Source organism: Sphaerisporangium flaviroseum (genome assembly GCF_039537005.1).
In the GTDB taxonomy this organism is placed as follows: Bacteria; Actinomycetota; Actinomycetes; order Streptosporangiales; family Streptosporangiaceae; genus Sphaerisporangium; species Sphaerisporangium flaviroseum.
On sequence record NZ_BAAAZR010000009.1, the window covers coordinates 148318 to 172820 of the forward strand.

Sequence of the window (24503 nt, forward strand, 5' to 3'; positions counted from 1 at the left end):
CACGATGAGCGAGGCAGAGCCGTACATGGGGGAGGAGTACCTGTTCCCCCTGTCGTTCCAGCAGGCCCGGCTGTGGTTCCTCGAACAGCTCGATCCGGCCAACGCCGCCTACAACATGCCGATCACCTTGCGGCTTGACGGCGCCCTGCGTACAGACGCGCTGGTCGCCGCCTTCCAGCACGTCGTGGACCGCCACGAAGCGCTCAGGACCCGGTTCGAGCGGGACTCGCAGGTCCAGGTGGTCGCGGAATCCTGGACGATCTCGCCGACCCTGGTCGACCTCTCCGGGCTCCCGGACGGGCACCGGGAGCGGGAGCTCGCCAGGGTCAAGCTGGAGGTGGTCCGCCGGCCGTTCGACCTGTGGTCGGCGCCGCCGCTGCGCGTGGTGGTGGTGCGGGTCAGCCCCGAGGAGCATGTGCTGCTCCTGGTGATCCACCACATCGTCTGCGACGGCTGGTCCCTGGGCGTGCTGGCCAGAGAGCTGTCGATCGCCTACTCGGCCTGGTGTGACGGGCTGCCTCCCGAGCTGCCGGAGCTGCCCGTGCAGTACGGGGACTTCGCGCTGTGGCAGCGCGACCGGCTGTCGGGAGAGGGGTTGCGCGAGGAGCTGGAGCACTGGTCCGGCGTGCTCGTCGGGGCCCCGGCGGCGATCGAGCTGCCCACCGACCACCCGCGCCCGCCCGATCCGTCCTATCAGGGGGGCCGGGTCCGGCACGGCCTGGCCGAACCGCTCGCCGCCCGGCTGGAGCAGGTGGCCCAGGCCCACGGCGCGAGCCTCTTCATGGTGGTGCTCGCCGCCTACGGCATCGTGCTCTCCCGGATGTCGGGCCGGCCGGATGTGGTCGTCGGCACGGCGACCGCGGGCCGGTCCCGGCCCGAGACCGAGGGCCTCGTCGGCTGCTTCATCGACGTCGTCCCCCTGCGGGTGGACCTGTCGGGCGACCCCGCCGCCGGCGAGCTGCTCGCGCGGGTGCGCCGTACGTGCCTGGACGCGTTCGCCCATCAGGATCTGCCTTTCGAGCGCCTGGTGGAGCACCTGCAGCCGGAGCGGGACCTGTCACGCACCCCCGTCTTCCAGGTGATGCTGAACGGGCAGGACACGCTGAAGCACGACCTGAGCTGGCCCGGCGTCGAGGTCACCGGGGAGAACCCTGAGCCGGGCCTGTCGAAGTACGACCTGACCCTCGACGTGCACCGTGAGGGCTCCGGGCTCCTGCTCGACCTGGAGTTCAGCCGGGACGTGTTCGAGCGGGAGAGCGCCCAGCGGCTGGTGGAGAGGGTGGGGACCGTCCTCGCCTGGCTGGCCGAGGCCGATCCCGAGGCGCCCGTGGCCGGCGCGGACGTGGTCTCCGCGGCCGAGCGGGCGTGGTTGCGCGAGGCGGGATCGGGGCCCTCGGCGGCGGTGCCGGAAGGCTCGGCGGCCGAGGTCGTCCTGGCCGGCAGGCCGAGCGGCCGGGTCGCGGTCGCGGGCGGGGAACGGCCACAGCGGTCGCTGTCGTACGCGCGGGTGGAGGAGGTCGCCCGCCGGGTGGCCGCGGCGCTCGTGGCCCGCGGGGTACGGCGCGGCGACGCGGTGGGGATCATGCTGCCGCGCTCGCCGATGGTGGTGCCGGCGCTGCTGGGCGTGTGGCTGGCGGGCGCGTCCTGCGTGCCGCTGGAAGCCCGGCCCCCCGCCGGACGGCTGCGCCTCGTCGCCGCGGACTGCGGGATGCGGCTCCTGCTCACCTGCGCGGAGGCGGCCGCCGGGCTCACGGCGCCCGGCCTGGAGACCCTCCACCTGGAGGACGTACCGGCGGAGGAGACGGGCCGGGCCCTTCCGGCGGACCTTCCAGGACGGGCCCGCCGGGAGGAGGCGGGCCGCACCCTCCCGGCGGGCCTCTCAGGGCGGGACCGCGCGTATGTCGCCTACCCGTCCGGACCGCCGGGCCTGCTGGTGCCGCACGAGGCGGTGGTGAACGCGCTGTCGTCGATCGTCGCGGAACCGGGGCTGGCGGCACAGGACGTGGTGCTCGCGGCGACACCGCTGACGCTCGCCGGCTCGCTGCCGGAGCTGCTCGCCCCGCTGCTGGCCGGAGCGCGCGTGGTGGTGGCCACCGAGGCGCAGGCGGCCGACCCCATGTCGCTGGCGAAGCTGATCGAGGAGTGCGGGGCGACGGTGGCCGGGGCGGCCCCGGAGACCTGGCGGATGCTGCTGGACTCCGGATGGCGGCCCGTACGGCCGTTGCGCATCTGGTCCTGCGGGGACGTACCGCTCACCGATCTGGAGGTCTCCACCCTGTACGGCCCGGCGGGAGCGCCGGTGTCGATGGTCGCCCCGTCCGGGGCGACCCCGCCAGAGGCCGACGAGCACGGCACCGCACCGCCGCGGACCGCCGGACACCGCTCCAGCCCCGGGGCCGGCGAGCGCGGTGCCGGGCGGCCGGTCGCCAACACCGAGCTGTTCGTCCTCGACCCGCGGATGCGGCCGGTGCCCGCCGGGGTCGCCGGGGAGCTCTACATCGGCGGGACCGGCGTCGCCGACGGATACCTCGGGCGGCCGGCGCTGACCGCCGAACGGTTCCCGCCCTCACCCTTCGCGCCGGGCCGGCGGCTGTTCCGCACCGGGGAGGCGGCGCGGGTCACGTCCGGCGGATCGGTGTCCCTCACCGGCGCCGCCGAGCGTACGGCCCCGGAGCGGGGAGGCCGCATCGAGCCGCCCGCGCCGGCCGCCGAGCGAGCGCCGGGCGAGCGCGTGGCGCCCCACGACGCCCTGGAATCGCTGGTCCTCGGCTGCGTGCGCCGCGTGCTGGACAAGCCGGGACTCGGCGTCACCGACGACTTCTTCGAGCACGGCGGCAGCTCCATGTCGGCGATGAAGCTGGCGCTCGACATAGAGCAGGCGACCGGGTACCGGCCAGGGCTGCGCGACCTGTTCAGGGACAGCACAGCCGCGGGCCTGGCCGCCCGGGTGCGGACCCGGCGCGCCACGGCCGGCCCGGAGGAGATCTCCACCGGCCCAACCCACGAAAGCAGGCACGACTGATGCGACGACCCTTGACCGATGACACCGCTTGGTGCCCACAGGAGGCCGGAGCGGACCGGGCGGAAGGAATGTCATGACCATGCCGCGCAAGCCCCCTCGCCGGATACGGCGGGGCCTGGACCTGGCGGGCGGCCTGCTCCTCGCGGTCGCCGTGCTCGTCCCGTCCTTCGTGGGCGTGGCGGGCCTGCCCGCGCTGGGAGACGCCGTCAACCCCGGCAGCGGGGTGTGGCGGCTCGCCGCCGACGCCGGCCGGGCCGAGTCCGAGGACATCGCCCTTTCCGGGCTGGCGAAGCCGGTCACCGTGTCGTTCGAGGACAGCGGCCTGCCCCACGTCCGCGCCGAGAACGACGAGGACCTGTTCCGTGCCATCGGCTACGTGCACGCGCGCTTCCGCCTGTCCCAGATGGACCTGACCCGGCGGCAGGGACGCGGCGAGCTGTCCGAGGTGATCGGGCCGCAGGCACTGGAATCCGATCGGTTCGAGCGCGACCTCGGCCTGCGGCGCGCCGCGGAGCGCGACTGGGCGGCGCTGCCGGCCGGTGACCCGGTACGGGCCATGCTGCTCGCCTACAGCGCGGGAGCCAACGACGCCATCGGCGGGCTCACCCGGAGCGGCCGGCTGCCGACCCTGTTCAAGGTGCTCGGGTACGAGCCGGCCGAATGGACCCCGGTGGACAGCCTCGTGGTCCAGCGACTCGTCGGGCAGAAGATCAGCTTCGACGACCAGGCGGTGAGGTTCTCCTACGCCCGGGAGGCGCTCGGGCAGAAGATCTTCGACGAGTGGTTCCCCGCCGTTCCCGCCAACAAGCAGCAGCCCTACGACAAGGGCCCGTTCAAGAAGCTGCCCCTCGCGCCCCTGCCCATCAGCGCGTTCCCCGACGATCTCGCCGCGACCCCGAAGCCGGTCGCCGCGGGCGAGTCCAAGCCCGTGCCCGTGCGCGCCGCCGGCCTGGCCAAGAGCATGGAGCCACTGCGCGAGAGGCTCGGGAACCTGCCGGAGGGCGCGGTCCACGCGATGGGCAACAGCAACGCCTGGGTCGTCGCGGGCAGCAGGACCGAGTCGGGCGCGCCGATCCTGTCCGCCGACCCGCACCTGCCTCACAGTCTGCCCTCCGTCTGGTACCAGATCGAGGGAACCAGCCCCGGCTACCACTTCTCCGGCGCCACCACCCCGGGGCTCCCGCTTCCCCTGCTGGGGAAGACCGACCACTTCAGCTGGGGACTCACCGCGTCCCAGCGCCCGACGACGCTGTACTACCTGGAGAAGACCGACCCCGCCCGGCCCGGCCAGTACTACTGGAAGGGCGGCTGGCGCCGGGAGACCACGCTGGCCGAACCGATCAAGGTCCGGGGGCAGGCGGCGGTCGACCACAAGGTCCGGCTCACGGCGCACGGCCCGATACTGCAGGTCGAGGGGCGGCCCATCTCGGTGTGGTGGGCCGGAACGCTGCCGAGCGAGAACCTGCGCGGCGTCATGAACCTGTTGCGGGCGAAGGGCCTCGACGGGTTCCGTGACTCCCTGCGCGGCTGGGCCACCCCCGCGCTGAACTTCGCCTACGCGGACGCCAAGGGGAACATCGCGATGCTCAACGTGGGCGTCGCGCCCCAGGTGACCGGGCACGACCCGGCGCTGCCGCTGCCGGGCGACGGCTCGGCGGACATCGCGGGCTCGATCGCGTTCGACGCGCTGCCCTCGTCGGTCAATCCGCCCGAAGGCTACATCGTGTCCGCCAACCAGCGAGAGACCACCGGCGACTATCCCTACCAGTACTCCACCTCCTACAACTACGTGGAACGCGGGTGGCGGGACGGCGAGATCGTGTTGCGGCTCGCGCAGGACGCCAAGCTGAGCCTGACGGAGTCCGCCCAGCTCCAGACCGACTGGCACGACAACCACGCCCGCCAGCTCGTCCCGCTGCTGCTGGACGCGCTGAAGGGCGTCCAGCTCACCCCGGTGGAGCGGCGCGTCGCCGACCTGCTGGCCCGCTGGGACTACAACGCGACCCCCGACGCGCCGCAGCCGGCGTTCTTCGACTCGTTCAAGAACCGGCTCTCCTGGGTGACCTTCCAGCCCTGGTGGACCCACCACCGCCTGGCGCAGGACCCGGACCAGGCGCTGCTGCCGAGGAACCCCGACGCCGGAGCCTGGGCCAACGAGACGCTGCGCGGAACCGTGACGTCATGGGTCCAGAAGGACCGGGACAACCCCTTCTTCTCGCTGCCCGACGGCACCAAGCGCAACGCCACGGACGTGCTGCGCGAGGCCTTCCGCCAGAGCGTGAAGCGCACCGTCGGCAAGTACGGAGAGGACTTCGCCAAGTGGAGGTACGGCACCTACCAGTCGGTGCTGTTCCCCTCCCTGGCCGGCCTGTCCGCGCTCGACATCGGTCCCTATCCGTGGGGCGGCAACCCGCGCACCATCAACGCCTCGGTGGGCACCCGGGACGACGCGAAGGGCAACCCCCTCAGCAACCTCGCCACCGCCGGCGCGACCATGCGTTTCTCCATCGACTGGGGGACCGGCAAGGCCGAGACGGTGATAGCGGGAGGCCAGAGCGAGAACCCGATGTCGCCGTGGTACGGCAACGGGATCTCGCTGTGGATGAAGGGCCGATCGTGGCCGGTCGTCGAAGGGGCGGCCGCCGAGAAGATCTCCACCGTGAAATGGAAGGCGACGCCGTGAACCGCTGGCCGATCCTCGTGGCGACCCTCGCGGTCGACCTCATCGCGCTGTCACTGGGCTGGTGGTGGGTGATCCCCCTCACCGGCCTCGCGGTGGCCGCCGCCGTACCGGGAAGGGCCGCCTTCACGGCCATGCTCGCCGGCACGCTCATGGCGGGGGCCGCCTCGCTGGTCTGGCAGGGCGGGGCCCGCACGCTCGACGTCGCCGACCTCACCGGGGCGATCGCGCTCAACACCCGGGGCCTCGGCTGGGCCGTCGTCGCCGCCACGCTCGTCTACATCGTGCTCCTGGCGGTGGCGGGCGCGTGGCTCGGCGCGGCCGTCAGGCGCGCCGGCGCCGGCATCCGTGCAACAGGCGTGGCCGATGTGGAGCCCGTGACCGAACCCCTCGAAGAAAGGAAGGACCAACATGTCTGAGAGCACCATGACCCAGCAGTTCACCGTCGTGATCAACCACGAGGAGCAGTACTCGATCTGGCCGGCCGACCAGGCGCGTCCCGACGGCTGGACCGAGGTCGGCGTCGTCGGCGACAAGCAGACGTGCCTTGACCACATCGAGCGCACGTGGACCGACATGCGCCCGCTCAGCCTGCGCCGGCACATGGACGGTGAGACGTCGTGATCAGGTACTGCCGGGCGTACGAGACGGGCCGGCTGCTGGCCTCGCCGCGCTTCGCCCAGGCGGTGGCGTCCGCCGTCCCGCCCGAGGGCGCGGAGGCGTACGAGATCGTCTACCTCTGGGACGACCACTCGGTGACCGCCGAGCCGTTCCCCGGCGGCGAGCCGCTGCTCGCCGATGGGGGAGAGGGCTGGCACGAGTTCTGCTCGGACGTCCTGGGGTTCAGGCCGGCGCAGGCGGGGCTCCCCGAGCCCGTCACGGGCTGAGGGCGTGCCGTGAGCGAACCGGCCCAGCAGGTCGCCGACGCACCTCGTCCACCCCTGCCGGCGCGGGGTCTGCTGGCCCCGCTCCGGCACCGGGACTTCAGATGGCTGGTCTCCGGCCAGATGCTCTCGACCTTCGGCGACATGGCGTTCCTCGTGGCGCTGCCCTTCATCGTGCTGCGCGACGGGGACGCGGGCGACCTCGCGCTGATCCTGACGATGCTCGGGGTGGGCCGCGTCGTGGGCTCGCCCATCGGCGGCATGCTGTCGGACCGGTGGAGCCCCCGATCGGTCATGCTGGTGTCCGACCTGGCCCGGGCGGCGGTGCTGGCCGGGCTGATCGCGCTGATCGGCTCGGGCGGTCAGGGGCTCCTGTGGCTCGGCATCGGGGTGGCCGTCCTCGGCGCGCTGGAGGGCCTGTTCCTGCCGGCCTACTGGGCGGTCATGCCCGCCCTGCTGCCGGAGGAGGAACTCGCCTCGGGCAACGCGGTCAGCGAGGCGGTGATCGTCGTCGCGGTGGTGGCCGGCCCCCTCGTGGGCGGGATCGCGATGGCCTCGACGGCACCGGCGGCGGTCCTCGCGGTGAACGCGCTGACGTTCCTCATCTCGGCGGGAACGCTGCTGAAGATGAGCGGCCGGCGCGAGCGGGCCCTCGGCGCGCCCGGCACCACGGAGCCGGAACCGCGGGGCGGCGGTCAGGACGACGCCCGCTCGGGGTTCTGGTCGTTCGCGCGCGGGTCCAGGCTGTTCCAGGCCATCTTGATGATGGCGGGCGCCCTGCAGCTGACGTCGGCCGGCCTGGTGAGCGTGGCCCTGCCGGTCTTCGTCGACCAGGAGTTCTCCGACGGCCGGCAGGTGTTCGGGCTGCTGCTCAGCGCCCACGGGGCCGGGCTGCTGGCCGGCACGCTGGCCGCGGGGCCGGCCTGGAAGGTGTCACGGCCCGGCTACCTCGCGGTCGGCCTGGTCGTCCTCGACGGACTGGCGCTGCTGGCCCTCACCCGCCTGCCCGGCCTGGCCGCCCTGATGATCTCGACGGCCGTGCTCGGCCTGGTCGCCGGCGCGCTGAGCATCATCGCGCTGACCCTTCTGCAACGGATCGCCCCGCCCGCGGTACGCGGACGGGTGATGGCGGCGTTCACCTCCGTCACGATCGCGGCCTTCCCGATCTCGGCGGCCGTCATCGGGCTGATCGTGACGGGCCTGGGGGTGGAGGCGGCGTTCGTGGCCGGTGGGCTCGGCGTGCTCGTGGTCTCGGTCATCGGGATCACCCAGCGCGCGGTGCGAGAGGCATGAGGAGGACAGATGAAGCAGTCGCCGGTAGGGCCGCCCCCGCTGCCCGCGCTCCGGGCGCCGTGGCGGATCCGGGCGGTGTCGCCGACGGGCGATGACGTGGCCATGGTGTGGCGCTGGATGAACGAGCCCCACGTGGCCACGGCCTGGGACCAGGCGTGGAGCCTGGAGAAATGGGAGGCCGAGCTGGCCGGCCAGCTGGCGAGCGACCACTCGCTGCCGTGCGTGGTCTACCACGAGGACAGGGCCGTGGCCTATGTCGAGATCTACCGTGTCCTGCGCGACCGCCTGGCCTCCCGGTACGCGTCGATGCCTTACGACCTCGGTGTCCATGTGGCCATCGGCGACGTCGCCGACACCGGCCACGGGCTCGGAAGCCGGCTACTGAAAGCGGTCGCCGACGGCCTGCTGGCCGCCGACCCGGCGTGCGAGCGGGTGGTGGCCGAGCCCAACGTGACCAACACGCCCTCCCTGCGAGCGTTCGGAAACGCGGGTTTCCACCGGGAGGGCGAGGTCGAATTCCCGCACAAGACGGCGGCGCTGATGATCAGGCCGCGGTCGTAGCCGCCACCACGGGTCGCCGGCCTCCGGATGGACCCAGGGTGGCGCACCTCGACTGAGAACTGGAGTGAGAACGGGTGAACGTGTCCGACCTGACGTCAAGTGAACCGTCCAGGATGTGCGAGGTCGCCGGGATAGGGTTCGGACCGTCGAACCTGGGACTGGCGGTCGCGCTGGCTGAGCACAACGATGACGCCCCCACGGGCGACCGGATCGCCGCGATCTTCTTCGAGAAGCAGAAGCGGTTCGGATGGCACCGCGACATGCTCATCGACGGGGCGACCGTCCAGGTGTCCTTCCTCAAGGACCTGGTCACGATGCGCAAGCCGTCCAGCGAGTTCAGCTTCCTGTCCTACCTGCACGCCAAGGGAAGGCTCGTCGACTTCATCAACCACAAGAGCCTGTTCCCCTCGCGGGTCGAGTTCAACGACTACCTGGAGTGGGTCGCCGGCCACTTCCCCCACCTGGTCGACTACGACTCCGAGGTGGTCGACGTCCGTCCCGTGCCCACCGGCGGGAGGATCCGCTCACTAGAGGTGTCCGTGCGAACGGGAGGACCTCACGGCGAGCTGCGCGTGCGGCGCGCGCGCAGCGTCGTGGTGGCCACGGGCCTCCAGCCGGTGCTCCCGCCCGGGGTGACCGCCTCGGAGCGGATCTGGCACAGCGACGAGCTGCTGTCGCGGATCCAGGCCATGCCCGGAGGCCGGCCACGGCGCGTCGTCGTCATCGGCGCGGGACAGAGCGCGGCCGAGGCCGTGGAGTACGTGCACCGCGTCTTCACGCACACGGAGGTGTGCTCGGTGTTCGCCCGTTACGGCTACAGCCCGGCCGACGACAGCGCGTTCGCCAACCGCGTCTTCGACCCCGAGGCCGTGGACACCTACTACGGAGCCCGGGAGGAGGTCAAACGCACGCTGTTCGGCTACCACCGCAACACCAACTACTCGGTGGTGGACGTGGAGCTCATCGACGAGCTCTACCGGCGTTCCTACCAGGAGAAGGTCAACGGCCACCACCGGCTCCGCATGCTCAACCTCTCCCGGGTCGTGGAGGCCCGTGAGACGGCGTCGGGGGTGCGCGTGGCCGTGGAGTCGCTGCCGACGGGGGAGATCGACGTCCTCGACGCGGACGTGGTCATCTACGCCACCGGCTACCGGGAGGCGGACGTCTTCGGCCTGCTCGGCGAGATGGGGGAGTACTGCCTGCGAGACGACCAGGGCAGGCCCCGGGTCACCCGCGACTACCGGGTCGAGACCGTCGACGGCGTCGACTGCGGCATCTACCTCCAGGGCCCGACCGAGCACACCCACGGCATCAGCTCGGGGCTGCTGTCCACCATCGCCGTACGCTCCGCGGAGATCACCCGGTCGATCGCCGCCCGCGCGTCGGCGGCCGGTCGCGCGCCGGTCGCCGATCGCCTGCCGAGCGCGAAGGCGGGCCGCAACGGTGAGCGCCTGATCCCCGGACACGCCGCGGCGGCCCGCCATCCTCCCGGGGAGCTGGCCTCGTCCGAGGTCAGGGCGGGCCTGCGGCAGTGGCTCACCGAGGAGGGCTCGTGACGTTCGGGATCGTCGCCACGGGCCACGCGCTCGGCGAGCCGACACCGGTCATGGCGGCCGCCCCCGGCTACGTCGAGGACCTCCGCACCGTCCGCGGCTGGGGCTACCGCACCTTCCACCGCGCCGAGACCGGCGTCGGCCTCACCGACCTGGCGGTACGGGCGGGGCAGGACGTGCTGGCCCGCACCGGCACGCCGGCCGCGGAAGTGGACCTCATCGTGCTGGCGATGTCCGACATCGCCGAGTACCTCTACTGGGATGCGGCCGCGTCGGTGCAGGCCAGGCTGGAGGCGCACCGGGCCGAGGCGGTGCTCGTCAACCAGGCCTGCGGCGGCGGGGTCACCGCCTTCGACACGGTCGCGGGCAGGTTCGCCACCCACGACGACTACGACACGGCGTTGATCATCGGAGCGAACCGGGTCTGCGAGGAGTACTCCAACCGCATGTCCGCCAACACGTGCGTCAACGGCGACGGGGCCGCCGCCGCGCTCGTCCGCCGTGGCGCCGGCGGGTGCCGGTGGCTGACCACCGAGACGATCACCGACGGCCGGTACGCCGGCTTCTACCGGCTCGACATCGGGGGCGCCGCCAGCCCGTTCACCCAGGCGCTCGCCGGGCCGGTCCGGGTCTCCGATCCGTTCGACCGGCTGGAGGAGTTCTTCGAGGGGGACGTCGCGGCGATGTTCGACTTCGCCCGGATGGCGCTCCGGCGCAACCGGGAAGTGCTGGAACGGGCCTGCAAGCGCGCGGGGGTGACGCCCGAATCCGTCACCAGGGTCATCCATCTCAACGACAACCTCAAGGCGCTCACCGACCTGGCCGGGGAGCTGGGCGTGCCGATCGGGCGGACCAACGCCGAACTGGCCCTCGACCACGGCCATCTCGGCTGCGCCGACCAGATATTCGGGCTCGACCGGCTCCTGGCGTCCGGCGAGCTGGTCCCCGGCGACCTGGTCGCGCTGACGAGCATGAGCAGCGGCATGCACTGGTCCTGCACCCTGCTCCGCGTCCAGCCCACTGCCGAGGAGCTCCGATGAGTCCCGACGAGGTGTTGGAGCGGCTCACCCTGCTCACCCGGCCGGATGCCGCTCCCGACCCCGCGGTGCTGGCCGCGCTCGACGGCCTCGACACGCCGGACGGTACGTCCGTCCTGGTGGAGGCGGGCAGGCTGCTCGCGGACGTGCCCGCCCACCTGGTGTGCGACGCGGACCGCCCGCCGCGTCCGCTGAGGGTGGCGGTCGCCGCGACCTTCACGGCGGAGTCGGTGGCTCCGCTGCTCCGTCTCTTCCTGCTGCGCGCGGGGATCGCGGCCGAGCTGCACGTCTGCCCGTTCGACCAGGCCGAGGTGCAGCTCGCCGACCCCGGCTCCGGCCTCGCCGCGTTCCGGCCGGACGTGACCCTGCTGCTCCTGCACGACGAGGCGCTGCTGCCGGACGACTGGGATCCGGCCGAGCCGGCGTCGTTGCGCGAGCCGCTGCACCGGCGGCTGGCGACGCTCGAACGGGCCATCGGCGGCTTCACCGGGCGCTCGCCCGGTACGGTGCTGTCGCACACCGTTCCGCTGTCGCGGGCCGAGCAACGCTCGGTGATCTCCTACCGGGACCGGGCGGCGCTGGGACGCGTCTGGCGCGAGCTCAACGGCGCCATGCTGGAGATGCCCGAGCGGCACGCTTCGGTCCACGTCCTGGACTTCGAGTCGCTGCTGACCGGCCATCCCGGCGCCCTGCGTGACGACCGGCTCCATCGGTTCGCCGGGATGGCGTGGTCGCCGGGCGTGGAGGCGTTGTACGCCCGGGAGGCGGCCGCGTTCTGCCGCGCGGTCGCCGGGCTGTCGCGCAAGGTGCTGGTGCTCGACCTGGACGACACGCTGTGGGGCGGCATCGTCGGCGACGACGGGCCGGGCGGGATCCAGCTCGGTCCCCTCTACCCCGGGAACGCCTATGTCGAGCTGCAGCGCAGGGTGAGGTCGTTGCGGCGGCAGGGTGTGCTGCTCGCCGTGGCCAGCAAGAACGACGCCGACCTGGTGGACCAGGTGCTCGCCGGCCACCCCGGCATGCTGCTGCGGGCCGAGGACTTCGTCATGCGCATGGTCGACTGGCGGCCCAAGGACGGCAACCTGCGTCTCGCCGCCGAGAGCCTCGGCCTCGGCCTGGACTCCTTCGTGTTCGCCGACGACAGCCGTTTCGAGTGCGACCTCGTCCGGCACGCACTGCCCGAGGTCGCGGTCGTGCGCCTGTCGGGAGATCCCGCCACGCACGCGGCGCGGCTCCTTGAGCACGACCACTTCGCCGTGCTCGCCACCACGGCGGGCGACAGGGACCGCACCGGCCTGTACCGGGCACGGGCCGACAGGCGGCGATCCGCCGAGTCGTTCACCTCGGCGGAGGACTACCTGCACAGCCTCGGGCTGCGAGTGACCCTGCGACGCGCCGACGACTACAGCGTGCCCCGGCTGACCCAGCTCGGTCTGCGCGCCAACCAGTTCACGACGGTCAAGGGCGCGCATTCAGAGGCCGGCACCAGGGCGTTCGCCTGCTCGCCGGACCACCTCCTGCTCGGCTTCGAGGTCGCGGACGACTTCGCGGCCGAGGGGATCGTCGGGGGCGTCTGGATCGCCAGGCGCCCCGGCCGCTGGCTGATCGAGAACTTCGTGATGAGCTGCCGGGTGCTCGCCCGCGGCGTCGAGTACGCCGCGCTGCAGGGCGTGATCGACCGCGCGCTCGCCGAGGGGGTGAGCACGATCGAGGCCGACTTCCGGCCCAGCGGCCGCAACCACCAGGCGGGGGAGTTCTACCACGCCGCGGGGTTCCGGCGGGCCGGCGACGACAGGCTGGCGCTGCCGCTGACCCCGCGTCCCCGGCTGCTGCCGGCGTGGGTGGAACTGATCAACGAGGAGGACACCGTCCATGCATGACACGCTCGCCGGGCTCACCCGGCTGATCGTCCTGGTGACCAGGGAGCAGGACCGGCCGATCACCGCCGACTCCAGGTTCGAGGCTCTGGGGAACTGGAGCAGCATGACCGCCCTGCGCCTGCTCACCCTGATCGAGCAGCGGTGGGGCATCGCACTCGACCTGCGGGAGTACTTCGCCATCGAGACCGTCGGCGGGCTGCTCGACGCCATCGCGAGGGCGAGCGGCGCCGAGCCGTCCCTCATCCCTGAACACTGAATTGACAACGTCTCTGGCGTTCTGTCAGAGGTTTCCCACCGATCAGGAGGGCATTTCGTCCCTCTAACAATCACTTTAGAAAGCACGGTATGGCGGGTGGTTGCCGATAGAGTCTTTTCGATCTAGCACGTCTCCTAAGGAGCAACGGAGCGGCTATGCAGGTGGGGGTTCTGGGCCCGCTCATCGTCACGGTCAACGGTCAATCCGTCCCGTTTCGCTCGGCCAAACAGCGGCTGCTGCTGGTCGCTTTGGTCAGCCACCCCAACACCCCCATAGCGATGCAGAAGTTGTTCGACGCATTGTGGGAGGAGCCCCCGCCCTCGGCCAAGGAGAACCTGCGGTTGTACATCTACCATCTGCGCCGGATGCTGGGCGGAGTCGGACGAATAGTTCGTCATCCGTCCGGCTACGCGCTGATGGTCGATGAGGACGAGCTGGACGTCCACCGCTTCGAGAAGCTGGCCGCGGAAGGCGCGCACGCCCTCGCCGCGGGGAACCCGGCCCAGGCGAGCGAGTCGCTCACCCAGGCCCTGGCGCTGTGGCGCGGCCCCGCCTACGACGACCTGGCGGAGACCCCTTTCCTGCGGCACGCGGCGCTGCGCCTGGAGGAGGCCCGCCTGCTCGCGACCGAACAGCGCATCCAGGCCGACCTCGCCCTCGGCAAGCACGCCGACCTCGTGGGCGAGCTCACCGCCATGGTCGCGACCCACCCCACCAGGGAACGGCTCCGCGCCCACCTGATGCTGGCCCTCTACAGGACAGGCCGCCAGGCCGACGCCCTGGAACGTTATCGTGAGGGCCGGCGGATCCTGGTGGAGGAGCTCGGCCTGGAGCCCGGCACCGATCTGATCGCGCTGCACGAGGCGATCCTGAAAGCCGATCGCTCCCTCGAACCCCACGCGGTGGACGGCGCCCCGCCCGAGCCCACCCGGCTGTTCCCCATCCCCGCCCAGCTACCGCCCGACATCGCCGACTTCATCGGCCGCGATCACGAGCTGGCCGAGTTCGACCGGCTGCTCGACCGCCGCCTGAGCCGCGGGGTGCCCGCGTTCCTCGGCGTGACGGGCATGGGCGGCGTCGGCAAGACCGGGCTGGCCGTCCGCTGGGCGAACCGGGTCGCCCGCCGTTTCCCCGACGGGCAGCTCTACGTCGACCTGCGGGGCTACTCCGAGCACATCGAACCGCTCTCGCCCCACGGCGTCATCGACCGCTTCCTCCGGGCGCTGGGGATTCCGGGGACGCGCGTTCCCGACGATCTCGACGAGCGGTCGGGCCTGCTGCGGAGCATGCTGGCCCAGCGGCGGGTGCTCATGGTCCTCGACAACGCGCACAACTCCGCACAGGTTCGGCCACTGCTCCCGGGCTCTCCGACCTGCGCCGTCATCATCACGAGCCGCGACAGCCTCGACGGCCTGGTGTCCCAGGAAGGCGCCCAGGTCGTGCGCCTTGGCACCCTGGCCCCCAGCGACGCCCTGGCGGTGCTCGCCGAGGTCGCCGGCGCGTCATGGCTACGCGGCGACCCGGCCGCGGCCCGGCTGAGCGAGCTGTGCAACGGGCTGCCGCTGGCCCTGCGCATCGTCGGCGCGCGTCTCGCCAACCGGTCGCACCTGACCGCCGCGTATCTCGCCGACCGCTTCGCCGACGAGCGGCAGAGGCTCAACGAGCTGAGCCACGGCGACACCCAGCTTCGCTCCCACTTCGACCTGAGCTACCGGGGCCTGGCCCCGCGGGTCGCGAGCCTGTTCCGAAGGCTCGCGCTGCTGGACATGACGACGTTCGAAGGCTGGGTCTCCGCCGCGCTGCTCGACGCCGATGTCGAGACGGCCCACGCCCTGACCGAACAGCTCGTGGCCGCCCAGTTGCTGGAGGTCAACGTCCACGACCAGGCACGCCGGCCACGCTACCGCTTCCACGATCTGGTACGGCTGTACGCCCGCGAGCGGGCGCTGGAGGAGGAGCCGGAGGCGGAGCGGACCGCCGCACTGGCCCGCGCCTACGGAGGCCTGCTGGCCCTGGCGGAACAGGCTCACGGGCGGCTGTACGGCGGCGACTTCGCGGTGATCCACGGCGACGCGCCGCGCTGGCGTGCCGATCAGCGACTCGTGTCCGACCTGCTGGAGGACCCGCTCGACTGGTTCGACGGCGAGCGCCCCGATCTCATCAGGGCGGTCTCGCAGACGGCCGCCCTCGGTCTCGACGACCTGTCCTGGGACCTGGCGATGTCCTGCGTCGCGCTCTTCGAGGCCCACAGCCACCTCGACGACTGGCAGACCACCCACGAGACCGCCCTGGACGCGGTCAGACGAGCGGGAAACCGGCGCGGTGAGGCGGCCATGGTGTATGGGCTCGGCAGCCTGGCGCTCTACCGGCAGCGGTACGCCGAGGCGCGCACGCTCCTGGAGAACGCCTGCGAGCTGTTCGCCGAGATGGCCGAAGACCACGGTTACGCCCTGGCCCTGCGCAATCTCGCCCTGCTCGAGCGGACCACCGGACAGGTCGGACCGGCCGCCACCCACTACGACGAGGCCCTGTCCCTGCTACGCCGTGCCGGGGATCGCGCGGCCGAGGCCAACGTCCTGATCGGCATGGCGCAGATCAGCCTCGACCGCGGCCGGCTCGACTCCGCGGAGTCCCTCCTGGAGGAGGCGCTGCGTTCGTTCCAGACGATCGGCAACTGGCGTGGCGAAGCGCAGGCACAGTACCGGCTGGGCGAGGTCCACCTTCGCCAACGGCGTTTCGAGGAGGCGGCCCAAGCCTTCTCCGCCGCGTTTCCGCTCGTGAGGCGATTACACGACCTGCTCGGCGAGGCGTTCCTTTCGCGCGGGCTGGGCCAGGCCCAACTGGAGCTGGGCCTGGCATCCGAGGCCGAGCACAGCCTGACGTCCGCACTGAAGATCGCTCGCGCTCTCGACGAGCCGTTCGCCGAGGCCAGCGCCTCGCTCGCCCTGGGGACGCTGTACGGGTCGCAGTCCGACACCGAGCGGGCCGAGGAGCACATCAACCGGGCGCTGCGATTGTTCCGCGAGATGGACAACGCTCCGTGGCGGGCCCGGGCGCTGCGCGCTCTGGCGAAGACCAAGGACGACCAGGGGGACCACGCCCGGGCCCGGGAGCTGTGGAGCGAGGCCTACACCCTGCTGTCGGCCCTCGGCTCGCCCGAGGCGCAGGAGGTCGCCGCCCTTCTTTCCGGGCCCGCGCGAGTGACCCCCGATGAGGTTTAGAGCTTTAATTTCCTCTCCCGCTTCCCCGCACGCGTGAACGAGGTGAAGGCGCGCCGTGAATGGTGCGCTGGACACGCCGCGGCGCTATTCGGAGGGCCCTTGACCGGTGCATTCCTGTGCCGTTCCCCAGTGCATGTTGCAGTTCACCGGAGGCCCGGACTGCCCTTCCGTCACCGCCTCCGCCGGAGGAGTGTGAACCAACAGGAACGTGGCGGCCGCGGCCACCAGCGCGGTGGTAAGTCTCCTGAATCCCGTACGCATCGCTGGATATTCCCCCTGGACTGAATTCGCCCCGACTGCCGACCATTTCCGCCTCGACTCTCCCAGACCGGCGTATAGCGACGGTATATACGAAACCGCATTCGGTAGTACCGGCCGTCCCGCACCGATCCGGAGGACTGGATGAGGTCCACACGGGCGGGGCTTCGTGCGGCGCCGGTCCGCGGGTCCGGATCAGCGCGCGACAGGGACGGCGGCTTCGCGGTACCGCGTCACGGCGGGGAGGGGGCGCGGCCGCCGGTTCCGCCACAGCCACCCGATGTCCCGGCCGAAGGACCACATGAGCGACGCCAGCGCCAGCCCGACCAGGCCGGTCGCGACCGGGCCCGGCGCCACGCCGGCGCTCGCGACCACCAGGATGATCCCCTGGAGCGCGGCCACGGTCTTCCTGGCGAAGCTCGGAGGCAGGGGCGCCCGCAGCCAGGGCGCCACCCGGGCCGCCGCGGCGAAGGCGTACCGCATGGCGCCGATCGCGAGCACCCACGCGCCGAGCGACGTCGCCACGAAGACGCTGAGCACCAGGATGAGGAAGGCATCGACCTCCATGTCGAAACGGGCGCCCAGCGCCGACACCGTCCCGGTCCGCCGCGCCACGTAACCGTCGACCGCGTCCAGGACCAGTGCCACGGAGGCGAGCGCGACGATGAGCCCGGCCGGTGTGGCCCTGCCGACCCAGGTGGTCGCCACCAGGGCCGTGACACCCCCGACCAGTTCGGCGCGGATCAGGGTGACCCGGTCGGCGGGTCCGAGCGACCGGGTCCGCGACCGGAGCAGGGCGCAGGTGAGGATCACGGAGAGGATCACGGCATAGATGGTTCCGGCCAGCCAGCCCTCCGGCCGCAGGCCCACGCCCACCCACAGCAGGGCGAGCAGGACGATCTGGGCGCCCACCCCGATGGCCGGCGCCCGGACCGACACCCCTGTGCCGTGCCAATCGAGTGTGGTCACCGCGCCTCCAGATCAACGTGCCCCTGGACGCGACGCGTCCAATATCATTCGGCCGACCAGGCTCGGTAGAGCCGATCCGCTGTCATGGGGAACGTTGAGAATGCCGATGGGGTTCGAAGCAAATGCCTTTTGGCTCCGATCTCCCGGCAAGGGGGAGATCCGCCCGGTCGCCGTGGCGCGGCCCGCCGCCGGTGAGGTGCTGGTCCGCACCCTCTATTCCGGGGTGAGCAGGGGCACAGAGACCCTCGTCTTCCGCGGCGGCGTGCCGCGAAGCCAGCACCAGGTGATGCGGGCGCCCTTCCAGGAAGGCGACTTCCCCGGGCCCGTCAAGTACGGCTACCTCAACGTGGGCGTCGTCGAGCAGGGACCACCGGAGCTGCGGGGCCGCACCGTCTTCTGCCTCTACCCCCATCAGACCCGGTACACCGTCCCGGCGAGCGCGGTGACCCCCGTTCCGGAGGCCGTGCCCCCGGCGCGGGCGATCCTGGCCGGGACCGTGGAGACCGCGGTGAACGCCTTGTGGGACGCGGCGCCACTGGTCGGGGACCGGGTCGCCGTCGTCGGGGCGGGGATGGTCGGCTGTTGTGTGGCCAGGGTGCTGGCCGGGTTTCCCGGTGTCCGGGTGCAACTGGTCGACGTCGATCCCTCGCGTGCGGCCGTCGCCGAAGCGCTCGGCGTCGACTTCGTCACGCCCGAGGGGGCCGCGGGGGAGTGCGACCTGGTCGTGCACGCCAGCGCCACCGAGGAAGGGCTCGCGCGATCACTGGAGCTGCTCGCGGTCGAGGGGACCGTCGTCGAGCTCAGCTGGTACGGCGACCGGCGCGTCAGCGTGCCGCTGGGCGAGGCCTTCCACTCCCGCCGCCTGGTCGTGCGCGGCAGCCAGGTGGGAGCGGTGTCCCCGGCCCGGCGGGCCCGGCGTACCTTCGCCGACCGGCTGTCGCTGGCCCTGACCCTGCTCGCCGACCCCGCGTTCGACGCGTTGATCACCGGTGAGAGCGACTTCGCGGACCTGCCCGAGGTGCTGTCCCGCCTTTCCAGCGGTGAATTGCCCGGGTTGTGCCATCGAGTCGTGTATGGTCCGGCCGAGTACCAGCCGGTCGACCTCCCTGGAGGGTGAACTCGTTGTTCAGCATCACCGTTCGCGATCACTTGATGGTCGCGCACAGTTTCCATGGCGAAGTCTTCGGCCCGGCGCGGCGACTGCACGGCGCGACGTTCGTCGTGGACGCGACGTTCCGCCGGGCCGAGCTCGACGCCGACAACATCGTGGTCGACATCGGCCTGGCCACCCAGGAGCTCGGCGCCGTGCTCGCCCCGCTCAACTACCGCAACCTGGACGACGAGCAGGACTTCGCCGGGATCAACACCACGACCGAATTCCTGGCCAAGGTCATCGCCGACCGGCTCGCCGGCCGGGTGCACGAGGGCGCGCTGGGCGAGGGAGCCCGCGGGCTGGACGGCATCGGCGTCACCCTGCACGAGTCGCACATCGCCTGGGCGAGCTTCGAGCGCTCGCTGTGAGCACGGCCCTCGCCGGGCGCTCGGTGCACGTCGTCCTGCCCGGCGACGTGGACGACGCGACCGTACCGAGTGGCGGCAACATCTACGACCGGCGGGTATGCCAGGGTCTCGCCGCCGCGGGCCGGCCGGTGCGCGAGATCACCGTCGCCGGCGCCTGGCCGCGACCGGACGAGGGCGCCCGCGCGGAGCTGGCACGCGGGCTCACCGCGCTCGCGGACGGCGCCGTGGTGCTGATCGACGGGCTGGTGGCCTGCGGGGTCCCCGAGATCGTCGTCCCGCAGGCGCGGCGGTTGCGCCTCGCGGTCTTGGTGCACCTGCCGCTGGCGGACGAGACCGGGATCGCGCCCGGACCGGCCAGGGAACTGGACGCCGCGGAGCGCGCGACGCTCCACGCGGCGACCGCGGTGCTGGCGACCAGCCCGTGGGCCGGGCGCAGGCTCATCGGCCACCACGGCCTCGACCCGGACCGGGTGCACGTCGTCCCGCCGGGCACCGACCCCGCGCCGCTCGCCCCCGGCACCGACGGCGTGTCCCGGCTGATCTGCGTCGCCGCGGTGACCCCCCGCAAGGGACAGGACCTGCTCGTACGCGCCCTCGGGTCGCTGACCGACCTGCCGTGGAGCTGTGTGTGCGCCGGGACGCTGAGCCGCGAGCCCGGGTACCTCGCGCGGCTACGGCGGCTGATCGGGGAGCTCGGCCTCGACGATCGGGTGCTGCTCGCCGGCCCCCGGACCGGCGAGCTGCTGGCCGACACCTACGCCGCCGCCGACCTGGCGGTGCTGGCCTCGCGCGGCGAGACGTACGGCATGGTGGTGACCGAGGCGCTGGCTCGCGGGGTTCCCGTGCTGGCGACGGCCGTGGACGCGGTGCCCGAGACCCTCGGCCGCGCGCCCGGCGGTGACGTGCCGGGGCTGCTGGTGCCTCCCGAAGACCCGGTGGCGCTCGCGGACGCGCTGCGCCGCTGGTTCGGCGACCCTGCCCTCCGCGAACGCCTCAGGACATCCGCCCGTGCCCGGCGCGGCACGCTGACCGGATGGGATCTGACCACCCGCCGCCTGGGTGAGGTGCTGGAAGGGCTGCGGTCGCCGAGGGCGTGACACGAACGATGCAGGCGAAAGTGAACCAGGAGGGCGATGTCAACGTTCTGCAAGACGTGAAGGCTGAGCGTCACATCAACGCCGAGCGCGACGCGGACGCGCCCCGGTACGCCCCCGAATGGCTCGCGCTGCGCGAGGCGGCCGATGCCGCGGCCCGCGCGCCCGAGCTGCTCGACCCGCTGCGCGCGTACCTGGCCGCCGTGGCGCCGAGCGGCGGGCCGGTCATCCGCGACCTCGGCTGCGGCACCGGCGCCATGGGGCGCTGGCTGTCCGGCCGGCTGCCCGGCCCGCAGCGGTGGATCCTGCACGACCAGGACCCCGAGCTGCTCGCGCACGCCGCCGCAGGCGCCTACGGCCCGGCCGCCGACGGCGGCCCCGTCACGGCCGAGGCCGAACAGGGGGACGTCACCCGGCTGCGCGCGGAGGAGCTCGCGGGAACCTCGCTGCTGACCGCCTCCGCGTTGCTGGACCTGCTCACCGCCGAGGAGGTGGACGAGCTCGCCGAGGCCTGCGCCGGGGCCCGCTGCCCCGCGCTGCTGACCATCTCCGTCCTGGGCCGCGTCGAGCTGGACCCCGCCGACCCGCTCGACTCGGAGATCGCCGCCGCGTTCGACGCCCACCAGCGCCGCGTCACCGGCGGCCGGCGCCTGCTCGGGCCCGACGCGGTCGAGGTCGCCGCCGCGGCCTTCGCGCGCCGCGGCGCCGTGGTCCACACCCGGCCGAGCCCGTGGCGGCTCGGCGCGGACCAGGCCGCGCTCACCGCCGAGTGGCTGCGCGGCTGGGTCGGCGCCGCCTGCGAGCAACGGCCCGACCTGACAGCGCACGCGCAGGACTACCTGCGGCGCAGGCTCGACACGTGCGCCGCGGGCGGGTTGCGGGTCGTGGTCCATCACGACGACCTGCTCGCGCTCCCGTCGCCGGCGGCCGGTGGGTGCCGATGACGCGGCGAATGTGGCCCTGGCTGCGCATGCTCCTCGCGGTGGCCATCCTTGGGGCGCTCGTGTGGCGGCTCGGCACCGGCGCGTTCGTCGACGGGCTCCGGCTCGTCGACGCACGCGCGGTGCTGGCCGCGCTCGTGATCGGGCTGCTCACCACCGTGTTCAGCGTCTGGCGGTGGTGCCTGGTGGCGCGCCGGCTCGGCCTCCCGCTGCCGGTGCGCACGGCCATGGCCGACTACTACCAGGCGCTGTTCCTCAACGCGGTCCTTCCGGCCGGCGTGCTCGGCGACGCCCACCGCGCGGTGCGCCACGGGCAGAACGTCGGTGACCTTGGCCGCGGGGTCCGTGCCGTGGTGCTGGAACGGGTCGGCGGCCAGGTCGTCCTCATCGCCGCCGGGACCGTCGTGCTGGTCGTCGACCCTTCGCTGGTCGCCGCGGTGGCGCACGACCTCATGCCCGGCCTCGGGGCGGCGGCGGCCGTGCTCGCCGGCCTCGCCGCCGCGGGCGCGCTCGCGGCGGCATGGGTCCGGTGGGGCACGAGCACCTCACGATGGCGCGGCGCGGTCGCGACCGCGCTGGCCGACATGCGTCTTGGCCTGCTCGCCAGGGACACCTGGCCGGGGGTGCTGGCCCTGTCGTCGGCGGCGCTGCTGGGGTACCTCGCGCTGTTCCTCGTCGCCGTGCGCACCGCGGGCTCGTCGGCGCCGGTCGGGCGGCTCCTGCCGCTGATGCTGCTGGCGCTGATGGTGATGGCGCTGCCGGTGAACGTCGGCGGCTGGGGGCCCAGGGAGGCGTTCCTGGCGATGGCGTTCGGCGCCGTGGGGCTGGGCGCCCAGCAGGGGCTCACGGCCGGGGTGGTGTACGGCGTGCTCGCCTTCGTCGCGAGCCTGCCCGGCGCCGCCGTCCTGATCCTGCGCCGCGTCGCCGGACCAGGCAGGACGGCGGCGGCGAAGGAGCCCGTCCCGGTGGCCGTTGTGCGGGAGCCCGCTCTGGCCGCGGCCGTGAGGGTCCCGGGGCTAGCGGCCGAGCGAGGACAGGTAACCGCCGAACGACTCGACCAGACTCTCGAGTACGGCCTTGCCCTTGGCGGCCGAAGCCAGTGACGGCCTTCCGATGACCCCTGACTCGGTGTACGCCGCCATGCCCAGCGTGAGCAGGTGAGGTCGATCGTCCGCGATGTGGTCGCTCGTCTCGTAACCGGGCCTGACCAGTTGGGGGTGCGCGTGGAGGAGCAGAGACGTCTCGATCTCGCCGGCGTGCATGTCGCTCCATGGCGAGGTCTCCACGCCGGCCGCGCTCAGTGCCGACTCCCAGTCGGCGGGCCCAGGGAACAGCGCCATGCGGCTCCCGTTCCCCGCTGCCTCCTGGACGACGTTGCCGAGCACGTAGTTCCCGCCGTGCCCGTTGACCAGGACCAGCTTGGTGACGCCGGATCGCCGAAGCGAGTCCGCGACGTCCCGGACGATCGCGTACAGCGTCGTGGCCGAGATGCTCACCGTCCCCGGCCAGGCCGCGTGCTCGTGCGAGCAGGAGATGGTGACCGGTGGAAGGCGCAGCACGGGATGGGCGGCGGCGAGCGCATCGGCGATCGTGCACGCGATGACGGTGTCGGTGGCGAGGGGAAGGTAGGGCCCGTGCTGCTCGAAACTGCCGATGGGCAGCAGCGCCACGTCGGCGCGCCGATTTCTTTCCTCGACGGTGGTGTGAAGCGGGAGAAGGTAGGCAGATCCGTTCATAGGCTGCTAGCCTCTGCCGCCGCGCGCCAACTTGCAACACTTGGGGCCGCCGGGACGGTGGTTGCGTGAGCAGCCGGTCCTGCGGTCAGAGACGAGGAGATACAGATGGGTGATGACGGGATCGCGCGCGAGGACATCGCCGAGGCCGACCTGGTGACTCGACGCGGCACCTTCCGCACGGTTGCGTTCCGGGACGCCCACGACGGAAACGAACATTTAGTCCTGATCTTCGGTGCGGTGAGGACGGAGGAAAGCGTCCTGGTCAGGGTGCATTCGGAGTGCGTGACCGGCGACATCTTCGCCGCGATGCGGTGCGAGTGCGGCGAACAGCTCGACGCCGCGCTCGACGCGATCGTCCGCGAGGGAAGCGGCGTCCTTGTGTATCTCCGAGGGCACGAAGGCCGCGGCATCGGCCTGGTCGCCAAGGTGCGCAGCCACGTGCTGCAGGACGAGCACGGGCTGGACACCATCGATTCGGCCACCGCCCTGGGATATCCGGTGGACACCCGCGATTTCGGCCCGGCGGTCCGGGTGTTGAAGCACCTGGGGATCCGTTCGGTCCGGCTGATGTCCAACAACGCCGACAAGGTGGACGCTCTGGAATCGCACGGGATCGTGGTGGCCGCCCGGGTCCCCCTCCTGGTGCCGGCGAACGACCACAACATCAGGTACCTGACCACGAAACGCGACCGGCTCGGGCACGAGCTGCCGCACCTCGGCACGTACTCGAACGGCCGGCTCGGCACCGCCGGTGCCTGAGGTGACCGGCCACGCCCATTTGCTGCCGGTCGCCAGGGAGGCCGTGGCGCTGGCCAACCGGATCATCCGGTCCCGGGTGCTGCGTTCGGTGGTGGCGAAGGCGGAGCGCGACATCGTCACCGACGTCGATCTCGCCGTCGAGGAAGCCGTGCGTGACTTCCTGTCCCGCGAGACCCCGGAGATCGGGATCCTCGGGGAGGAGCACGGACGCACCGGCCCGGCAGGCGACGCGCTGTGGTGGGCCCTCGATCCGGTGGACGGCACGGCCAACCTGGCCCGCGGCATTCCGCTGTGTGCGGTGTCGCTCGCGCTGGTCGAAGGCGGGCGTGGTGTCCTGGCCGCCATCGACCTCCCTTTCCTCGGTGCCGGCTACACCGCGGCGGCGGGGCAGGGGGCGTACGCGGGAGACGAGCGCATCCGGGCGTCGGGGGTCCAGGCGCTGCCGGAGGCGATGATCTCGATCGGCGACTTCGCCGTCGGCGCCGGCGCGGAGGCGAAGAACCGCGTCCGGATCGCCCTGCTGACCCATCTCGGCGCCCGGGCCCAGCGGATCCGGATGGTCGGAACCGCGGCGGTCGACCTCGCGTGGGTGGCGCAGGGGAGGCTGGACGCGTCGATCATCCTGGCGAACCAGCCGTGGGACACGATGGCCGGGGCACTGCTGGTGCGTGAGGCAGGCGGTGTGGTGCTCGATCTGGACGACACCGAGCACACCGCCGGATCCTCCGCGACGATCGCCGTGTGCGCCGGCCTGCGCGAGACCGTCATGGCCGCCCTCAGGCAGGCCCACGCGGACGCCCTGGACCCGCCCTAGCCGGCGGGGCGCCCCGATCGCCGG

21 protein-coding genes are annotated in these 24503 nt (G+C 72.5%); 19 read left to right on the forward strand and 2 right to left on the reverse strand.

Annotated elements, in window-relative coordinates:
- Positions 1-4 precede the first annotated feature (4 nt).
- The 12 genes from ABD810_RS20110 (at position 5) to ABD810_RS20165 (ending at position 16387) form a co-directional block, all read left to right on the forward strand.
- Positions 5-3022 (forward strand): condensation domain-containing protein, encoded by a 3018-nt coding sequence (locus ABD810_RS20110; RefSeq protein ID WP_344942264.1) that lies wholly within the window; start codon positions 5-7, stop codon positions 3020-3022.
- 73 nt (positions 3023-3095) lie between these two features.
- A complete protein-coding gene (locus ABD810_RS20115) occupies positions 3096-5705 on the forward strand; it encodes a penicillin acylase family protein (protein WP_344942266.1) in 2610 nt (869 codons plus the stop codon).
- Positions 5702-6121 (forward strand): hypothetical protein, encoded by a 420-nt coding sequence (locus ABD810_RS20120; protein ID WP_344942268.1) that lies wholly within the window; start codon positions 5702-5704, stop codon positions 6119-6121. The genes ABD810_RS20115 and ABD810_RS20120 overlap by 4 nt, the downstream gene beginning before the upstream one ends.
- Entirely contained in the window at positions 6114-6326 is a 213-nt protein-coding gene (locus tag ABD810_RS20125) for an MbtH family protein (protein ID WP_344942270.1), read from the forward strand. Before ABD810_RS20120 ends, ABD810_RS20125 begins: the two co-directional genes overlap by 8 nt.
- The gene (locus tag ABD810_RS20130; RefSeq protein ID WP_344942272.1) at positions 6323-6589 is read left to right on the forward strand and encodes a hypothetical protein; all 267 of its coding nucleotides are present in this window, start codon (positions 6323-6325) and stop codon (positions 6587-6589) included. Before ABD810_RS20125 ends, ABD810_RS20130 begins: the two co-directional genes overlap by 4 nt.
- A 9-nt stretch (positions 6590-6598) precedes the next feature.
- Positions 6599-7879 (forward strand): MFS transporter, encoded by a 1281-nt coding sequence (locus ABD810_RS20135; RefSeq protein WP_344942275.1) that lies wholly within the window; start codon positions 6599-6601, stop codon positions 7877-7879.
- 9 nt (positions 7880-7888) lie between these two features.
- Positions 7889-8440: a GNAT family N-acetyltransferase gene (locus ABD810_RS20140; RefSeq protein WP_344942278.1), complete on the forward strand. Its 552-nt coding sequence runs from the start codon at positions 7889-7891 to the stop codon at positions 8438-8440.
- 74 nt (positions 8441-8514) lie between these two features.
- On the forward strand, positions 8515-9996 hold the full coding sequence (locus ABD810_RS20145) for a lysine N(6)-hydroxylase/L-ornithine N(5)-oxygenase family protein (protein WP_344942282.1): 1482 nt from the start codon (positions 8515-8517) through the stop codon (positions 9994-9996).
- Entirely contained in the window at positions 9993-11033 is a 1041-nt protein-coding gene (locus ABD810_RS20150) for a 3-oxoacyl-ACP synthase III family protein (RefSeq protein ID WP_344942285.1), read from the forward strand. The genes ABD810_RS20145 and ABD810_RS20150 overlap by 4 nt, the downstream gene beginning before the upstream one ends.
- Complete coding sequence (locus tag ABD810_RS20155; protein WP_344942288.1) at positions 11030-12910, forward strand: HAD-IIIC family phosphatase; 1881 nt, start codon at positions 11030-11032, stop codon at positions 12908-12910. Before ABD810_RS20150 ends, ABD810_RS20155 begins: the two co-directional genes overlap by 4 nt.
- Positions 12903-13166 (forward strand): acyl carrier protein, encoded by a 264-nt coding sequence (locus tag ABD810_RS20160; protein WP_344942290.1) that lies wholly within the window; start codon positions 12903-12905, stop codon positions 13164-13166. The genes ABD810_RS20155 and ABD810_RS20160 overlap by 8 nt, the downstream gene beginning before the upstream one ends.
- Positions 13167-13321: 155 nt before the next feature.
- On the forward strand, positions 13322-16387 hold the full coding sequence (locus ABD810_RS20165) for an AfsR/SARP family transcriptional regulator (RefSeq protein ID WP_344942293.1): 3066 nt from the start codon (positions 13322-13324) through the stop codon (positions 16385-16387).
- A 453-nt stretch (positions 16388-16840) separates the two neighbouring features.
- On the opposite strand, the gene ABD810_RS20170 is transcribed toward ABD810_RS20165, so the two are convergent.
- Positions 16841-17614: a CDP-alcohol phosphatidyltransferase family protein gene (locus ABD810_RS20170; protein ID WP_344942297.1), complete on the reverse strand. Its 774-nt coding sequence runs from the start codon at positions 17612-17614 to the stop codon at positions 16841-16843.
- Between the two features lie 106 nt (positions 17615-17720).
- Here ABD810_RS20170 and ABD810_RS20175 point away from each other — a divergent pair, with 106 nt between their 5' ends.
- The 5 genes from ABD810_RS20175 to ABD810_RS20195 are packed head-to-tail and all read left to right on the forward strand — an operon-like array spanning position 17721 to position 22273.
- Positions 17721-18731, forward strand: a complete 1011-nt coding sequence (locus tag ABD810_RS20175; protein ID WP_344942299.1) for a zinc-dependent alcohol dehydrogenase — start codon at positions 17721-17723, stop codon at positions 18729-18731.
- Between the two features lie 5 nt (positions 18732-18736).
- The gene (locus ABD810_RS20180; RefSeq protein ID WP_344942302.1) at positions 18737-19135 is read left to right on the forward strand and encodes a 6-pyruvoyl trahydropterin synthase family protein; all 399 of its coding nucleotides are present in this window, start codon (positions 18737-18739) and stop codon (positions 19133-19135) included.
- Positions 19132-20232 (forward strand): glycosyltransferase family 4 protein, encoded by a 1101-nt coding sequence (locus ABD810_RS20185; RefSeq protein ID WP_344942305.1) that lies wholly within the window; start codon positions 19132-19134, stop codon positions 20230-20232. The genes ABD810_RS20180 and ABD810_RS20185 overlap by 4 nt, the downstream gene beginning before the upstream one ends.
- Positions 20233-20288: 56 nt before the next feature.
- Positions 20289-21173 carry an SAM-dependent methyltransferase gene (locus ABD810_RS20190; protein WP_344942307.1) on the forward strand — a complete coding sequence of 295 codons (885 nt, stop codon included), beginning with the start codon at positions 20289-20291 and terminating at the stop codon, positions 21171-21173.
- Positions 21170-22273 (forward strand): lysylphosphatidylglycerol synthase transmembrane domain-containing protein, encoded by a 1104-nt coding sequence (locus ABD810_RS20195; RefSeq protein WP_344942311.1) that lies wholly within the window; start codon positions 21170-21172, stop codon positions 22271-22273. The genes ABD810_RS20190 and ABD810_RS20195 overlap by 4 nt, the downstream gene beginning before the upstream one ends.
- Here the strand turns inward: ABD810_RS20195 and ABD810_RS20200 are convergent.
- Positions 22187-22906, reverse strand: a complete 720-nt coding sequence (locus ABD810_RS20200; protein WP_344942314.1) for a creatininase family protein — start codon at positions 22904-22906, stop codon at positions 22187-22189. The two genes, ABD810_RS20195 and ABD810_RS20200, sit on opposite strands and share 87 nt — an antisense overlap.
- Positions 22907-23011: 105 nt before the next feature.
- Here ABD810_RS20200 and ribA point away from each other — a divergent pair, with 105 nt between their 5' ends.
- Together ribA and ABD810_RS20210 are read left to right on the forward strand one after the other, a co-directional pair.
- Positions 23012-23665: a GTP cyclohydrolase II gene (gene ribA, locus ABD810_RS20205; RefSeq protein WP_344942317.1), complete on the forward strand. Its 654-nt coding sequence runs from the start codon at positions 23012-23014 to the stop codon at positions 23663-23665.
- Position 23666: 1 nt separating this feature from the next.
- Positions 23667-24479, forward strand: a complete 813-nt coding sequence (locus ABD810_RS20210; RefSeq protein ID WP_344942320.1) for an inositol monophosphatase family protein — start codon at positions 23667-23669, stop codon at positions 24477-24479.
- Positions 24480-24503 lie beyond the last annotated feature (24 nt).

Excerpts from the sequence above, each read along its gene's own strand:
- ABD810_RS20115 (WP_344942266.1), top strand. The coding sequence starts at position 3,096 with ATGACCATGCCGCGCAAGCCCCCTCGCCGGATACGGCGGGGCCTGGAC.
- ABD810_RS20110 (WP_344942264.1), top strand. The coding sequence starts at position 5 with ATGAGCGAGGCAGAGCCGTACATGGGGGAGGAGTACCTGTTCCCCCTG.
- ABD810_RS20175 (WP_344942299.1), top strand. The coding sequence starts at position 17,721 with ATGGGGTTCGAAGCAAATGCCTTTTGGCTCCGATCTCCCGGCAAGGGG.
- ABD810_RS20160 (WP_344942290.1), top strand. The coding sequence starts at position 12,903 with ATGCATGACACGCTCGCCGGGCTCACCCGGCTGATCGTCCTGGTGACC.
- ABD810_RS20125 (WP_344942270.1), top strand. The coding sequence starts at position 6,114 with ATGTCTGAGAGCACCATGACCCAGCAGTTCACCGTCGTGATCAACCAC.
- ABD810_RS20140 (WP_344942278.1), top strand. The coding sequence starts at position 7,889 with ATGAAGCAGTCGCCGGTAGGGCCGCCCCCGCTGCCCGCGCTCCGGGCG.
- ribA (WP_344942317.1), top strand. The coding sequence starts at position 23,012 with ATGGGTGATGACGGGATCGCGCGCGAGGACATCGCCGAGGCCGACCTG.
- ABD810_RS20195 (WP_344942311.1), top strand. The coding sequence starts at position 21,170 with ATGACGCGGCGAATGTGGCCCTGGCTGCGCATGCTCCTCGCGGTGGCC.
- ABD810_RS20165 (WP_344942293.1), top strand. The coding sequence starts at position 13,322 with ATGCAGGTGGGGGTTCTGGGCCCGCTCATCGTCACGGTCAACGGTCAA.
- ABD810_RS20155 (WP_344942288.1), top strand. The coding sequence starts at position 11,030 with ATGAGTCCCGACGAGGTGTTGGAGCGGCTCACCCTGCTCACCCGGCCG.
- ABD810_RS20200 (WP_344942314.1), bottom strand. The coding sequence starts at position 22,906 with ATGAACGGATCTGCCTACCTTCTCCCGCTTCACACCACCGTCGAGGAA.